Origin of the sequence: Variovorax sp. MHTC-1 (assembly GCF_003984645.1) — a bacterium.
GTDB lineage: Bacteria > Pseudomonadota > Gammaproteobacteria > Burkholderiales > Burkholderiaceae_C > Variovorax.
Genome location: NZ_RWKI01000007.1, coordinates 86,618 through 101,689 on the forward strand (window position 1 = coordinate 86,618; position 15,072 = coordinate 101,689).

Below are 15,072 nucleotides of genomic sequence, written 5' to 3' on the forward strand. Positions count from 1 at the left end.
GAAAACAAAGATGGAGACATGCATGCAAAGACCTTCCCTTCCGATCCTGCGCACGCGGCTTCGCACCGCCGCCGGCGCACTGGCGCTGGCGGCCGCGAGCCAGGCCGTGCTGGCGCAGGGCACCGCCTACGTGTCGAGCGAGAAAGACAACGCGCTGACGGTGATCGACCTGGCAACGCTCGCCGTCAAAGGCACGATCCCCACCTGCAAGCGCGCGCGCCATCTCCAGCTGACGCCCGAGCGCCAGCTCATGGTCGCCTGCACCGACTCCAACGAGGCCGACCTGATCGACCCGGCCAGCGGCAAGTCGGTGCGCCGCATCCCGCTGGGCGACGAGCCCGAGGCCTTCGATCTGTCGCCCGACGGCAAGGTCATCTATGTCTCCAACGAGGACGCGGGCGAGGCCAGCTTCATCGATGCGGCCAGCGGCAAGAAGCTGCGCGCCGTGAAGGTGGGCGCGGAACCGGAAGGCGTCAAGGTGAGCGCCGATGGCAAGACCCTGTACGTCACCTCCGAGGTGGCGAGCCTGGTGCATGTGATCGACACCGCGAGCGGCAAGGTCGTCAAGAACATCCGGGTCGGCAAGCGGCCGCGGCGCATGGCGATCACGCCCGACGGCAAGGAGCTGTGGATCACCAACGAGCTGGGCGCCACCGTCAGCATCGTCTCGACCGCCACCAACGAGGTGATCGACACCGTGAAGTTCGAGCTCAAGGGTGCGCGCGCCGAGGACATCACGCCGGTCGGCATCCAGATGACGAAGGACGGCCGGCGGGCCTTCGTCGGCCTCGGGCGCGCGAACCACGTCGCCTTCGTCGATGTGGCCAGCCGCAAGGTCGGCCCGCTGGTGCTGGTCGGCAAGCGCGCCTGGAACGTCGCGCTCGACAAGGCAGAGGCGCGGCTCTACGTCGTCAACGGGCTCTCCGACGACGTGACGGTGGTCGATGTGGCCGGCGCCAAGGCGATCAAGAGCGTTCCGGTCGGACGCGTGCCCTACGGACTCGTGATCGTGGAATGAGGACGCGCACACCGCTTTCCCGGCTCTCGCTCGCATGGCTGGCGGCGCTTCTCGCCGCGCCTGCGCCGGCGGCCGCGGCGGTGCTCAAGGCCACCCTGATCACGCCGGCGGACGATGCCCGCATGGAGCGTTCGCGCATCGAGCGCGCCTACCTCGGACATCCGGGCGGCGCGCTCGCGGAGGGCCTGGAGCTGGCCGTCGACGAGGCCAGGTTCGAGCTGGAGGCCGCGGGCGCGGAGGTGGCGCTGGCCAGCGCGCCGGCCGCTTCGGTCGATGCGGCGCGCGCCGCGGCCGTGGCGGCCGAGAAGAACGGCGCCGCGGTGCTGCTGACCGACCTGCCCGCCGAATGGACGCTGGCGGTTGCCGATGCGGTGAAGCTGCCGGTGCTGAATCTGAGCGACGCGTCCGACCGCTTGCGCCAGCAGGATTGCCGCGCCCGCCTGTTCCATCTGATTCCGAGCGAGCGCATGCGCAGCGATGCGCTGGCCCAGACGCTGGTGTCCCGCAAATGGAGCAAGCTGCTCCTGCTGGTGGGCAGCAGCGCCCAGGATGCCTCGCGCGCGGCGACGGCGCAGGCGTCGATCAAGCGCTACGGACTGCAACTGGTGGGCAGCAAGCCGTTCAAGCTGTCGGCCGACCCGCGCGAGCGCGACCTGGCCAACCCGCTGCTGCTGACCGCGGGCAGCAGCTACGACGCCGTCTGGGTGGTCGACAGCGACGGTGAATTCGCCCGCACGCTGCCCTATCGCACCGTGCTGCCGCGCCCGGTGGTGGGCGACGGCGGCCTGGTGGCGCTGGCCTGGCACGCGCAGTTCGAGCGCTACGGTGCGCCGCAGGTTGCGCGGCGCTTCGCCAAGGCGGCGAAGCGGCCGATGACCGCGCACGACTGGGCCGCGTGGATGGCCGGCAAGACGCTGACGGCCGTGGCGATCGCCGCGCCCAAGGGTTCGAACGGTGCCTGGGCCCAGGCCTTGGCGAAGAGCGCCCTGGATGGCTCAAAGGGCACCGGCCTGAGCTTCCGCGCCTGGGACGGCCAGCTGCGCCAGCCCATGCTGCTCACCGACGGGCAGGGCGTGATTTCGCAGGCGCCGGCCGAAGGCCTGCTGCACCCCCGCAACGTGCTCGACACGCTGGGCGCGGATGCGCCGGAGAAGCTATGTCCGAACGCGCGCTGAAAACCCCGCAGGACGCGAGCGTCGAGCCGATGGCGCGGCGCGGGCTGGGCCACGCCTTGCAGGCGATGCGCGCCATCGTGCTGCGCGAGCTGTACAAGTTCTCGCAGCAAACGGGACGGCTGGTGTCGGCGCTGGTTCGGCCGCTGCTGTGGCTGGCCGTGTTCGCCGCGGGCTTTCGCAACGTCTTCGGCGTCGCGATCGTCGAGCCCTACGACACCTACATTCCGTACGACGTGTACATCGTGCCGGGGCTGGTCGGCATGGTGCTGCTGTTCAACGGCATGCAGTCCTCGCTCGCGATGGTCTACGACCGCGAGATGGGCCTGATGCGCCTGCTGCTCACCGCGCCGCTGCCGCGGCCCTGGCTGCTGTTCTCCAAGCTGTGCGCCACCGCGCTGCTGTCGGTGCTGCAGGCGATCGCCTTCGTGGCGGTGGCCGCGGCGATCGGCACCGAACTGCCGCTGTTGTCGCTCGCCGGCCTGCATGCGCTCGCGGCGCTGGCGGCCGGCGCGCTCATGCTGGGCGCGCTCGGGCTGCTGCTGTCGGTGCACATCAAGCAGCTGGAGAACTTCGCCGGCACGATGAACTTCGTCATCTTCCCGATGTACTTCCTGTCGACCGCGCTCTATCCGCTGTGGAAGCTGCAGGAGTCGGGCGCCGAATGGGTGTACCAGCTGGCGCGTTTCAATCCCTTCACCTACGCGGTGGAGTGGATCCGCTTCGCTCTCTACGGCAAGGACCCGGGTCTCGCGCCCTATGTCGTGCTCGGCTGCCTGGTCGTCTTCTTCGGCCTCGCCTGCTGGGGCTACGACCCGCAGCGCGGCTTTGGCGGGCTGACCAAGCGGGGAGGCGGCGGATGAGACACCTGATGCCGGTCTTGGACTTGCTCCCTCCCCCTCTGGGAGAGGGTTGGGGTGGGGGCACTGGGCCTTTGGATCGTTGCTGTTCTTTGCTGAGGCCGGAGCCGGGAGTTCGCCCCGGCGGGCGAGTCACTTTCTTTGTCTCGCCAAAGAAAGTAACCAAAGAAAGGCGACCCCACTGTCTGCGACCCCGCAGCAAAGCTCCGGGGCAACCTGCGGTGCTCGCGCAGCCGGCCTGCCGCAGAACTCGCTACGTTCACTTCGTTCACTGCGCTCAAACAGCTGCGGCAAGTCAGATCACGAAGCACGCCTGTCCTTCGGCAGGCGTGCGGCCGGCTGCGCTCCGCTCCTCGGCGCAGCCAGAGGGGCGGGGAACGGGGACAGGCCTTTGCTTCGCTCGGCCGGTTGAATACCAACAGCCAACCCAAACCACAAGGACGCGCCATGGCGCGTTCTTGTTCAATCCCCTCTGGGCGTGCCGAGGAGCGCAGCTTCAGGCGGATAAAGGGCCGCGCGTGTTTGAGCCGAAGGCGAGTTTGCGCGGACCCCGCCTGAAGCGAGCACCGCAGGTTGCCCGGAACGAAGTGGAGGGACACGCACAGTGGGGTCGCCTTCTTTTGCTTACTTTTCTTGGCGAGACAAGAAAAGTGAGTCGCCCGCCGGGGCGAACTCCCGGCTCCGACCTCGGAACAGGCGCAACGCCGAAGCAAGCCAACGGTGCCCCCACCCCAACCCTCCCCCAGAGGGGGAGGGAGCAAGTCAGGGCGCGGCCGCCCGCGGCTCGCACCGCAGCCCGAAGCACGGAGCCTACTCAATGAGCCCGCACGATCGCCTCGATCGGCGCCGCTGGCTGCGCCAGGCAGGCGCGCTGGCGCTGGGCTCTCTGCCGCTGGGCGCCGCGATGGCTTCCACCGAGCCCTTTCCTTCGCGCGCGGTCACGCTGTGGGTACCCTGGCCCGCCGGCGGCGCAACCGACATCTCGCTGCGGCTGCTGGCCGAGCTGGCCTCGGCCTGGCTCGGCCAGCCGGTCCTCACTGAGAACCGCGGCGGCGCGGCCGGCACGCTGGCCATGCCGGTGCTGCAGCAGGCGCGGCCCGACGGCTACACCGTCGCCCAGATGCCGCAGACGGTCTTTCGCGTGCCGCACACGCAGAAGGTGCTGTGGGATCCGATCCGCGACGTGACGCCGATCCTCCAGGTGTCCAGCGTCACCTTCGGCGTGCTGGTAGCGGCCGGCAGTCCCGTGCGTTCGCTCGACGACCTGTTCGCGTTCGCACGCGCGCATCCCGGCGAGCTGACCATCGCCACCAACGGCATCGGCACCACGCCGCACATGGTGCTCCAGGAGCTGTTCACCGCCCGCGGCCTGCGCTACATCCACGTGCCCTACAAGGGCACGGCCGAACAGTTGAACGCGATCGCCGGCGGGCAGGTGATGGCCGGCGTCAACTCCACCGGCTTCGGCCCGGCGGTGGACACGGGCACGCTGCGGCTGCTGGCGACCTTCGGCGCGGAGCGCTCGAAACGCTGGCCCGAGGTGCCGGTGCTGCGCGAGTTCGGCTTCGACATCGTGGCCAAGTCGCCCTTCGGCCTGGCGGGCCCGCGCGGCCTGCCGCCCAGGGCGGTGACGGTGCTGCACGACGCCTTCAAGAAGGCGATGTTCGACCAGCGCTTCAAGGACGAGCTGGCCAAGTACGACCAGGAGGTGGACTACCTCGGCCCCGAGGCCTACGCGCAGTCCTGCCGCGAGATCTTCGCGCAGGAGCGCGCCATGGTGGACAAGCTGGGCCTTGGCCGCACCGGCAGCTGAAAGGAGCCGCATCGGTAGGCCATCGCCATGCTCAGGCGCGCGCCGCGCTGCGTTTGCGCGTCGGCTTGCGCACCACCGGCAAAGGGCCGAGCTGCTGCTGGATCTGCGCCTGGCCGTGCGTACGCAGGTAGTCCTCGAAGGCCAGCGCGACCTGCGGCAGCTGCCGCGACGCAAGGTGCATGACGTACCAGTCCCGCACGATCGGATTGCCCGGCACGGGCAGCAGGCCGAGCAGGCCCGCGTTCATCTCGAGCACGCAGGTGTGCATCGACAAAAAGGCAATGCCGAAGCCCGCGGCGCACATCTGCTTGATGGCCTCGTTGCTCGACAGCTCGGAGCCGATGCGCAGCGGCAGTCCGTTGTCCTTGAAGAAGCGCTCGACGGTGGTGCGCGTGCCCGAGCCGCGTTCGCGCACCAGCATGCGCGTGTCCGACAGCAGCGCGAGGCTGGGCTTGGGCGCCGACATCAGCGGATGGCCGGGCGCTGCGAGAAAGGCCATCGGATGCTTGGCAAAGGCGCTCGAATCGGTCTTCAGCTCGGCGGGCGGGCGGCCCATGATCGCGACGTCGATCTCCTGGCCGGCCAGCATGCGCACTATCTCGTCGCGATTGCCGACCTGGAGCTTGAGCTTGACCTTCGGATGCTCCTTGGCGAAGTTCACAAGGATGGGAGGCAGCAGGTACTCGGCCGTGGTGATGGCGCCGACGCGCAGCGTTCCGGAGAAGACGCCCTGCAGCGTGGCCATTTCTTCGCCGGCCTCGCGCCACAGGTCGAGGATGCGCCCCGCATAGCCGGCCAGCAGCTCGCCGGCCTCGGTCAGCCGGATGCCGCGGCCGGTGCGCTGCAAGAGCGGCGTGCCGGCGGATTCTTCGAGCGTTCCGATCTGGATCGATACCGCGGGCTGCGTGAGATGCATCTCGTCGGCCGCCAGCGACACGCTGCCGAGCCGGGCCACCGCGTGGAAGGTGTTGAGCTGGCGAAAGCTCGCGTGCTTGGAAAGAGGCATCGAACGATATTAGGTTTGCGACATACCAATGTCAAAAGATTTAATTTTTCCTAATCGTTGGAGCGGCCTACATTCTCCTCATCGACAGCACGAATCCATTCATCTCGAGAGGCGAAACCCATGGGCAACATGAACGAAGCGATCCAGATCACCGATGCGAAGAAGCGCTACTCGGCCGGTGTGCTGAAGTACGCGCAGATGGGCTACTGGGACGGCGACTACCAGCCGAAGGACACCGACATCCTGGCGCTGTTCCGCATCACGCCGCAGGAAGGCGTGGACGCCATCGAGGCCGCGGCGGCGGTGGCCGGCGAATCGTCCACCGCGACCTGGACCGTGGTGTGGACCGACCGGCTCACCGCCTGCGACATGTACCGCGCCAAGGCCTACAAGGTCGAGCCGGTGCCCAACAATCCGGGGCAGTACTTCTGCTACGTGGCCTACGACCTGTCGCTGTTCGAGGAGGGCTCGATCACCAACGTGACGGCCTCGATCATCGGCAACGTCTTCAGCTTCAAGCCACTGAAGGCCGCGCGGCTGGAGGACATGAAGTTTCCGGTCGCCTACGTCAAGACCTTCGCCGGTCCGCCGACCGGCATCGTGGTGGAACGCGAGCGGCTCGACAAGTTCGGACGCCCGCTGCTGGGCGCCACCACCAAGCCGAAGCTGGGCCTGTCCGGACGCAACTACGGCCGGGTGGTGTACGAGGGACTGCGCGGCGGCCTGGACTTCATGAAGGACGACGAGAACATCAACTCGCAGCCCTTCATGCACTGGCGCGACCGCTTCCTGTTCGTGATGGATGCGGTGAACAAGGCGAGCGCGGCCACAGGCGAGGTCAAGGGCAGCTACCTGAACGTCACCGCCGGCACGATGGAGGAGATGTACCGCCGCGCGCAGTTCGCCAAGGAGCTCGGCTCGGTGATCGTGATGGTGGACCTGGTGATCGGCTACACGGCCATCCAGTCGATGAGCAACTGGTGCCGGCAGAACGACATGATCCTGCATCTGCACCGCGCCGGCCACGGCACCTACACGCGGCAGAAGAACCACGGCGTGAGCTTCCGCGTGATCGCCAAGTGGATGCGCATGGCGGGGGTGGACCACATCCACGCGGGCACGGCGGTCGGCAAGCTCGAGGGCGACCCGATGACGGTGCAGGGCTACTACAACGTCTGCCGCGATACGCGCACCTTGGTGGACCTTCCGCGCGGCATCTACTTCGACCAGGACTGGGGTGCGCTGCGCAAGGTGATGCCGGTGGCATCGGGCGGCATCCACGCCGGCCAGATGCACCAGCTGCTGGACCTGTTCGGCGACGACGTGGTGCTGCAGTTCGGCGGCGGCACGATCGGGCATCCGCAAGGCATCCAGGCCGGGGCCACGGCCAACCGCGTGGCGCTGGAAGCCATGGTGCTGGCGCGCAACGAAGGCCGCGACATCGCCAACGAAGGGCCGCAGATCCTGCGCGATGCGGCCAAGTGGTGCACGCCGCTGGCGGCGGCGCTCGATACCTGGGGCGAGATCTCTTTCAACTACGCCTCCACCGACACGTCGGACTATGTGCCGACGCCGTCGGTGGCCTGACCCGGTCCACGAGGAGAGACAGACATGCGAATCACGCAAGGCACCTTTTCATTCCTGCCTGACTTGAGCGACGAGCAGATCAAGCGCCAGGTCGAGTATTGCCTCGGAAAGGGCTGGGCGATCGGCATCGAGTACACCGACGACCCGCATCCGCGCAACACCTTCTGGGAGATGTTCGGCAATCCGATGTTCGACATCCAGGATCCGGCCGGCGTCATGCTCGAGCTCGCGGCCTGCCGCAAGACCTTCGGGCAGCAGTACATCCGCGTCACGGCCTTCGACTCGACGCACGGAACCGAGTCGGTCGTGATGTCCTTCATCGTCAACCGGCCGGCCGACGAGCCCGGCTTCCGCCTGATCCGCACCGAGGAGCCGGGCCGCACCATCCGCTACAGCATCGAGAGCTATGCCGTGCAGGCGCGGCCCGAAGGCGCGCGGTATTGAGCCCGGGCCCGACGCGAGACAACCGCATGGATACCGCCCAGTCCGCCGACTCCGCCACCGCGCCGAGGCAGCTCTTCGAGTCCTCGGGCGTGAAGGCCCTGCTCGACCAGCTCGATGCCGAGCTGATCGGCCTGGCGCCGGTCAAGGGCCGCATCCGCGACATCGCCGCGCTGCTCCTGATCGACAGGCTGCGCCAGGCGCAGGGACTGCAATCGCAGCCGCCCTCGCTGCACATGTCCTTCACCGGCAATCCCGGCACCGGCAAGACCACGGTGGCGATGCGCATGGCCGAAGTGCTCAAGCAGCTGGGCTACGTCCGCAAGGGTCACCTGGTGGCGGTGACGCGCGACGACCTGGTGGGCCAGTTCATCGGCCACACGGCGCCCAAGACCCGGGAGGTGATCAAGAAGGCCATGGGCGGCGTGCTGTTCATCGACGAGGCCTACTACCTCTACCGGCCGGAGAACGAACGCGACTATGGACAGGAATCGATCGAGATCCTGCTGCAGGTGATGGAGAACCAGCGCGACGACCTGGTGGTGATTCTTGCGGGCTACAAGGACCGCATGGAGACCTTCTTCGGCAGCAATCCGGGCATGGCCTCGCGCATCGCGCATCACATCGACTTTCCGGACTACAGCGAGGCCGAGCTGATGCAGATTGCGCAGCTGATGCTCGAGCGGCTGAACTACAGCTTCGACGAGGGCGCGGCATCCACTTTCGCGCGCTATGTGAGCCTGCGCCGGCGGCAGCCGCATTTCGCCAACGCGCGATCGGTGCGCAATGCGCTGGACCGCATCCGGCTGCGCCACGCCACGCGGCTGTTCGCGAGCGAAGAAGCTCTCTCGCGCGAACAGCTCTGCACGCTGGAAGCGCAGGACATCCTGGCGAGCCGCGTGTTCGATCCGCGGCCGGACGCCGCGCCTGCCGAAGGAGTGCGTGCATGAGCATCGAAGCCCTCGTGTTCGACGTCGACGGCACCCTGGCCGACACCGAGGAGGTGCATCGCCGCGCCTTCAACCTGGCCTTCGAAGAGCTCGGCCTGGACTGGCGCTGGGAGCGCGCCGAGTACCGGGCCCTGCTCGCGGTGACGGGCGGCAAGGAGCGGCTGCGGGCCTACATCGATGGCCTGGCCTCGAGTGCCCCCGAGAAGAAGCGCCTGCACGAGCGGGTGCCGGAGCTCCACGCCGCGAAGACGCGGCACTACACCGACATCGCCCGGCAGGGCGGCATCGAGCTGCGTCCCGGCGTGGCGCGCCTGCTCGACGAGGCGCTCGGCGCGGGCTTGCGCCTGGCGATCGCCAGCACCACGACGGCCGTCAACATCGACGCCTTGCTGCTGGCGACGCTGGGCCCGGGCGGCTTGTCGATGTTCGACGTGATCGCCTGCGGCGACCAGGTGCGCGCGAAGAAGCCGGCGCCCGACATCTACCGGCTCGCGCTCGACACCATGGGCGTGCCGCCCGAGCGGGCGATCGCGGTCGAGGACTCGGCCAACGGCGTGCGCTCGGCCGTCGCTGCCGGCCTGTGGACGGTGGTCACGCCCACGTTCTGGACCGAAGGCAGCGACTTCAGCGGCGCCGGGCTGGTCCTGCCCAGTCTCGCGGACGCATCGCTCGGCGTCGAGGAACTCACGCGCAGGGCCACCGCGGTGCGGCCGCCGAATGCGGTTCAAGCGCTCTACCGGGGGGCATGAGATGCGGCAGAACGAAATCTCTGCGCGGCCCGGCTCCGCCTCGACCATGCGGATCGCGCCCAGCCTGTTGTCGGCGGACTTCGCGCGCCTGGGCGAGGAGGTGAGGGCGGTCATCGAAGCCGGCGCCGATCTGATCCATTTCGACGTGATGGACAACCACTATGTCCCGAATCTGACAGTCGGCCCACTGGTGTGCCAGGCCATCAAGCCCTACGCCACGGTGCCCATCGATGTGCATCTGATGGTCAAGCCGGTCGATGCGCTGATCCCGATGTTCGCCGAGGCCGGCGCCTCGATCATCTCCTTCCACCCCGAGGCCAGCGAGCATGTGGACCGCACCATTCGCCTGATCAAGGCCAGCGGCTGCAAGGCCGGCCTCGTGCTCAACCCGGCGACGCCGCTGCAGGTGCTCGACCATGTGCTGGACCAGCTCGATCTGGTACTGCTGATGTCGGTCAACCCCGGCTTCGGCGGACAGAGCTTCATCGAGAGCGTGCTGCCGAAGATCGAGGCGGCGCGCCGCCGCATCGACGCGAGCGGCCGCGACATCTGGCTCGAGGTCGATGGCGGCGTGAAGGCCGACAACGCCCGGCGCATCGGCGCCGCGGGCGCCGACACGCTGGTGGCAGGCTCGGCGGTGTTCGCCGGCGGCCGCTATCGCGAGGCGATCGAGGCTATCCGCACGCGGGCGCTGGCGGGGTGCGCCGCATGAAGGATCTGCGCGCCATCGACGCCATCGCCTTCGACCTCGACGGCACGCTGGTCGACAGCGCGCCGGACATCCGGGATGCCTTGAATGCCGCGCTCGGCGAGGCGGGCCTGGAGGGCTTCGAGCTGGACACCGTGCGCGCATGGATCGGCGACGGCCCCGACGCGTTGATCGCGCACGCCTTGTGCTGCCACGGCTTCGACGCCGACGAAGCACCGCACGCGCGGCTGCGCAAGACCTTCGATGCAGCCACGCTGGCCGCGCCATTGCAATCCGGTCGCGTCTTCCACGGCATCGCCGAGCTGGTCGCCGGGCTGGCCCGGCGGCTGCCGATGGTGGTGGTCACCAACAAGCCGACGCCCCTGGCACGCGCTGTGCTGGATGCGGCCGGACTGCTGCCTTTTCTGAGCGGGGTCCATGGCGCCGACGCCGCCGACCAGCGCAAGCCGGCGCCTTTCCTGCTGCTGGCCGCAGCGCATCGGCTCGGCGTGGCGCCTGCGCGCCTGCTGATGGTCGGCGACGCGCCGCCCGACCTGCTCGCCGCGAGGGCTGCCGGATGTCCGGCTGCGCTGGCGGCATGGGGCTACGGCGGGTGCGCGGTCGCGGATGTCTTGCCGGGGGCGTGGCGGCTGGCGACGCCGCAGCAATTGCTGCTGACCGCATGCGAGTCGCGCGCCATGCGCAGCCAAGAGATGACAAGCAACTAGGAGATCGACATGCCAATCGCAGGCAAGGCCACGCTGACCCAGTACATCATCGAGGAACGCCGCCGACATCCGGGCGCCACCGGGGCGCTGAATGCCGTCATCACGGACGTTTCGCTCGCCTGCAAGGCGATATCGCGCAAGGTGGCGCTGGGCGCGCTCGCGGACATGCTCGGCAGCGCCAGCAGCCACAACGTGCAGGGCGAGGAGCAGAAGACGCTCGACGTGCTGAGCAACGACATGTTCCTGCGCACCAACGAGTGGGGCGGCCACGTGGCGGGCATGGTGTCCGAGGAGATGGAGGCGCCCTACGTGCCGCCGCAACAGCAGCCGCGCGGCAAGTACCTGCTGCTGTTCGACCCGCTGGACGGCTCGTCGAACATCGACGTCAACGTGGCGGTAGGCAGCATCTTCTCGATCCTGCGCGCGCCCTCGCCCGAGCGCGACGCCAGGCCGGAGGACTTTCTGCAGCCCGGCGTGCAGCAGGTCGGCGCCGGCTATGCGATCTACGGGCCGTCGACGATGCTGGTGCTGACGCTGGGCAACGGCACGCATGCCTTCACGCTCGATCCGCAGCTGGGCGAATGGGTGCTGAGCCATCCGAACCTGCGCATTCCCGCGCGGACCAGCGAGTTCGCGATCAACGCGTCGAACAGCCGCTTCTGGGAGCCGGCGGTGAAGCGCTATGTCGACGAATGCCTGGCCGGCCGGGAAGGCCCGCGCGGCATCGACTTCAACATGCGCTGGATCGCCTCGCTGGTGGCCGAGACGCACCGCATCCTGATGCGCGGCGGCGTGTTCATGTATCCGCGCGACAGCAAGGAAGCGGGCCGGGCGGGGCGCTTGCGCCTGCTCTACGAGGCGAACCCGATCTCCTTCCTGATCGAGCAGGCCGGCGGCATGGCCAGCACCGGCCGCCGGCGCCTGATGACGGTCGAGCCGGAGGCTATCCACCAGCGCATCGGCCTGGTCTTCGGCTCGTCCGAAGAGGTGGCGCGCGTGGAGGCCTACCACGCCGAAGCGCCGCAGGACACCTACCAGGCGCCGCTGTTCGGCAAGCGCGGCCTGTTCGCGACCGCGGCCTGAACGGCGCCGGGCCGTCCGCACGAATTCTTCATTCCCGAGGCCACCATGTCAGCCAAACATCCCATCGTTGCCATCACCGGCTCCTCCGGCGCCGGCACCACTTCGGTCACCCGAACCTTCGAGAACATCTTCCGCCGCGAGAGCGTCCAGGCAGCGATCGTCGAGGGCGACAGCTTCCACCGCTACGACCGCAACGCCATGAAAGCGGCGATGGCCGAGGAAGAGGCCACCGGCAACCGGAACTTCAGCCATTTCGGCGAGGACGCCAACCTGTTCGCCGAGCTCGAAGCGCTGTTTCGCGACTACGGCGAAGCGGGCGTCGGCCGCAGCCGGAAGTATCTGCATGACGGGCACGAGGCGGCGCCCTACGAGCAGGAGCCCGGCACCTTCACGCCGTGGGAAACGCTGCCGGCGAGCGAACTGCTGTTCTACGAAGGCCTGCATGGCGGCGTCACCACCGACAAGGTCGACATCGCGCGCCATGTCGACCTGCTGATCGGCGTGGTGCCGGTGATCAACCTCGAATGGATCCAGAAGCTGCATCGCGACAAGAGCACGCGCGGCTACTCCACCGAGGCCGTGACCGACGTGATCCTGCGCCGCATGCACGAGTACGTGCACTACATCTGCCCGCAGTTCACGCGCACCCACATCAATTTCCAGCGGGTGCCGGTGGTCGACACCTCCGATCCTTTCATCGCGCGCACCATCCCGAGCCCCGACGAAAGCCTGGTGGTGATCCGCTTCGCCAACCCGACGGGCTTCGACTTTCCCTATCTGCTGAGCATGCTGCACGACTCCTTCATGTCGCGCGCCAACACGCTGGTGGTGCCGGGGGGAAAGATGGAGCTCGCCATGCAGCTGATCTTCACGCCGATGATCCTGCGCCTCATGGAGCGCCGCAAGAAGGCGTATGCCATCTAGGAACTTCGTCATGACCACTGAAAACCTCGTCTTGCGCACGCAGTGCGCCAACGCCATCCGCGCGCTGGCCATGGACGCCGTGCAGGCCGCCAACTCGGGCCATCCGGGCATGCCGATGGGCATGGCCGACATCGCCGAGGCCTTGTGGCGGCATCGCCTGCGGCACGATCCGGCCCACCCGCGGTGGATCGACCGCGACCGCTTCGTCGTCTCCAACGGGCACGGCTCGATGCTGCTGTATGCGCTGCTGCACCTGAGCGGCTACGCGCTGCCGATGGAGGAACTGCGGCGCTTTCGCCAGCTGCATTCGCGCACGCCCGGGCATCCCGAGGTCGGTGTCACGCCCGGGGTCGAGACCACCACCGGACCGCTCGGGCAGGGCATCAGCAATGCTGTCGGCATGGCGCTGGCGGAGAAGCTGCTGGCCGAGGAGTTCAACCGGCCCGGCCATCCGGTGATCGATCACCGCACCTATGTGTTCCTCGGCGACGGCTGCCTGATGGAAGGCATCAGCCACGAGGCCTGTTCGCTCGCGGGCACCTGGCGGCTGAACAAGCTCGTGGCCTTCTACGACGACAACGGAATTTCCATCGACGGCGAGGTCAGCGGCTGGTTCGGCGACGACACGCCGGGCCGCTTCGAAGCCTATGGCTGGACCGTGCTGCGCGATGTCGACGGCCATGACGCGCAGGCCCTGGACGCGGCCATCGCCGAGGCCGCGGCCGCCGACCGGCCGGTGCTGGTGTGCTGCAAGACGCGCATTGGCCACGGCTCGCCGAATCGAGCGGGCACCGCGAAGGCGCACGGCGAGGCGCTGGGCGAAGCCGAGATCGCGCTCACGCGGCAGGCGCTGGGCTGGAGCGCGCCGCCCTTCGAACTGCCGCCCCGGGTCGCGCAGGCCTGGTCGGCGCGCGAGTCGGGCGCCGCGCTGCACGCGGCGTGGCAGGCGCGCTTTGCCGCCTATGCGCAGGAATATCCGGCGCTCGCGCGCGAGCTGCTGCGCCGCCATCGCAGCGACGCACCGCTCCCCGCACAGGTCGAGGCGGCGCTGGCTTCGGCGGCAGCGGCCGCGGAACAAAAGCAGGCGGCCGTCGCCACGCGCAAGGCCTCGCAGCAGGTGCTCGACGAGCTCGGGCCGGCGATGCCGGAACTGATCGGCGGCTCGGCCGACCTCACCGGCTCGAACCTGACCGACTGGAAAGGGCACCGCGCGCTCAAGGGCGCGGGCACCGGCAACCACGTGCATTACGGCGTGCGCGAGTTCGGCATGGCGGCGATCATGAACGGGCTGGCGCTGCACGGCGGCTTCCGCCCCTTCGGCGGCACCTTCCTGACCTTCTCCGACTACGCGCGCAACGGCGTGCGCATGTCGGCGCTGATGAAGCTGCCGGTCATCTACGTCTTCACGCACGACTCGATCGGGCTCGGCGAAGACGGGCCTACGCACCAGCCGGTCGAGCATGCCTCGAGCCTGCGCCTGATTCCGAACGTGGATGTCTGGCGGCCTGCGGACGCCACCGAAACGGCCGTCGCCTGGCGGCAGGCGCTGCGCCGCACGGACGGGCCGAGCTGCCTGCTGCTGACGCGCCAGGCGCTGCCGCACGCAGGCGGCGGCGAGCGCATCGAATCAATCGCGCGCGGTGCGTACGTGCTGCAGCGTCCGGAAGCGGAGCGCATTGCCTTGCTCGCGAGCGGCTCGGAGCTCGCAGTGGCTCGGGGCGCTGCGGCCTTGCTGGCGCGGGAGGGCATCGCGGCCCGCGTGGTTTCGGTGCCCTGCATGGACGTGTTCGAGCGCCAGCCTGCGGACTGGCGCCATGCGGTGATTCCGCGCCATTTGCCGCGCCTCGCGGTGGAGGCCGGCAGCACCGGCCTGTGGTGGAAGTTCGTCGGCGAGCACGGCGACGTGGTCGGGCTCGACCGCTTCGGCGAGTCGGCACCGGCCGGCGAGCTGTTCAAGCTGTTCGGCATCACTGCCGAGGCGGTGGCCGAGCGCGCCCGGCGCCTGCTGGCGCGCGTCTCGCATGCCGGCGTGAGGGAGACCGCATGAGGCGCT

The 15,072-nt window shown here is 68.7% G+C and carries 14 protein-coding genes; 13 read left to right on the forward strand and 1 reads right to left on the reverse strand.

The annotated features are described in order from the left end of the window. Positions 1 to 22 precede the first annotated feature (22 nt). From EJI01_RS14085 to EJI01_RS14100, 4 genes are all read left to right on the forward strand, one after another. Complete coding sequence (locus tag EJI01_RS14085) at positions 23 to 1,018, forward strand: PQQ-dependent catabolism-associated beta-propeller protein (protein ID WP_126837776.1); 996 nt, start codon at positions 23 to 25, stop codon at positions 1,016 to 1,018. Further along, on the forward strand, positions 1,015 to 2,193 hold the full coding sequence (locus EJI01_RS14090) for a branched-chain amino acid ABC transporter substrate-binding protein (RefSeq protein WP_126837777.1): 1,179 nt from the start codon (positions 1,015 to 1,017) through the stop codon (positions 2,191 to 2,193). Before EJI01_RS14085 ends, EJI01_RS14090 begins: the two co-directional genes overlap by 4 nt. Then, on the forward strand, positions 2,175 to 3,053 hold the full coding sequence (locus EJI01_RS14095; protein ID WP_126837778.1) for an ABC transporter permease: 879 nt from the start codon (positions 2,175 to 2,177) through the stop codon (positions 3,051 to 3,053). The genes EJI01_RS14090 and EJI01_RS14095 overlap by 19 nt, the downstream gene beginning before the upstream one ends. 814 nt (positions 3,054 to 3,867) lie before the next feature. Next, a complete protein-coding gene (locus EJI01_RS14100) occupies positions 3,868 to 4,863 on the forward strand; it encodes a tripartite tricarboxylate transporter substrate binding protein (RefSeq protein ID WP_126837779.1) in 996 nt (331 codons plus the stop codon). 31 nt (positions 4,864 to 4,894) lie between these two features. Here EJI01_RS14100 and EJI01_RS14105 read toward each other — a convergent pair whose 3' ends face one another. Further along, positions 4,895 to 5,869 carry a LysR family transcriptional regulator gene (locus tag EJI01_RS14105; RefSeq protein ID WP_126837780.1) on the reverse strand — a complete coding sequence of 325 codons (975 nt, stop codon included), beginning with the start codon at positions 5,867 to 5,869 and terminating at the stop codon, positions 4,895 to 4,897. A gap of 120 nt (positions 5,870 to 5,989) precedes the next feature. Between EJI01_RS14105 and EJI01_RS14110 the strand changes: the two genes are divergently transcribed. Genes EJI01_RS14110 through tkt form a run of 9 tightly spaced genes read left to right on the forward strand, consistent with a single transcriptional unit; the run spans position 5,990 to position 15,066 of the window. Next, entirely contained in the window at positions 5,990 to 7,456 is a 1,467-nt protein-coding gene (locus EJI01_RS14110; protein ID WP_126837781.1) for a form I ribulose bisphosphate carboxylase large subunit, read from the forward strand. Positions 7,457 to 7,480: 24 nt separating this feature from the next. Beyond that, entirely contained in the window at positions 7,481 to 7,900 is a 420-nt protein-coding gene (locus EJI01_RS14115) for a ribulose bisphosphate carboxylase small subunit (protein ID WP_126837782.1), read from the forward strand. A gap of 26 nt (positions 7,901 to 7,926) precedes the next feature. Further along, complete coding sequence (gene cbbX, locus EJI01_RS14120; RefSeq protein WP_126837783.1) at positions 7,927 to 8,847, forward strand: CbbX protein; 921 nt, start codon at positions 7,927 to 7,929, stop codon at positions 8,845 to 8,847. Continuing rightward, positions 8,844 to 9,596: an HAD-IA family hydrolase gene (locus EJI01_RS14125; protein WP_126837784.1), complete on the forward strand. Its 753-nt coding sequence runs from the start codon at positions 8,844 to 8,846 to the stop codon at positions 9,594 to 9,596. The genes cbbX and EJI01_RS14125 overlap by 4 nt, the downstream gene beginning before the upstream one ends. Before the next feature lies 1 nt (position 9,597). Further along, positions 9,598 to 10,308, forward strand: a complete 711-nt coding sequence (rpe, locus tag EJI01_RS14130; RefSeq protein ID WP_260602455.1) for a ribulose-phosphate 3-epimerase — start codon at positions 9,598 to 9,600, stop codon at positions 10,306 to 10,308. Further along, positions 10,305 to 11,012: an HAD-IA family hydrolase gene (locus EJI01_RS14135; protein WP_126837785.1), complete on the forward strand. Its 708-nt coding sequence runs from the start codon at positions 10,305 to 10,307 to the stop codon at positions 11,010 to 11,012. The genes rpe and EJI01_RS14135 overlap by 4 nt, the downstream gene beginning before the upstream one ends. 9 nt (positions 11,013 to 11,021) lie before the next feature. After that, on the forward strand, positions 11,022 to 12,095 hold the full coding sequence (locus EJI01_RS14140; protein WP_126837786.1) for a class 1 fructose-bisphosphatase: 1,074 nt from the start codon (positions 11,022 to 11,024) through the stop codon (positions 12,093 to 12,095). A gap of 45 nt (positions 12,096 to 12,140) precedes the next feature. After that, entirely contained in the window at positions 12,141 to 13,019 is an 879-nt protein-coding gene (locus EJI01_RS14145; RefSeq protein WP_126837787.1) for a phosphoribulokinase, read from the forward strand. A gap of 10 nt (positions 13,020 to 13,029) precedes the next feature. Then, positions 13,030 to 15,066, forward strand: a complete 2,037-nt coding sequence (tkt, locus tag EJI01_RS14150; RefSeq protein WP_126837788.1) for a transketolase — start codon at positions 13,030 to 13,032, stop codon at positions 15,064 to 15,066. The last annotated feature ends 6 nt before the right edge of the window (positions 15,067 to 15,072 follow it).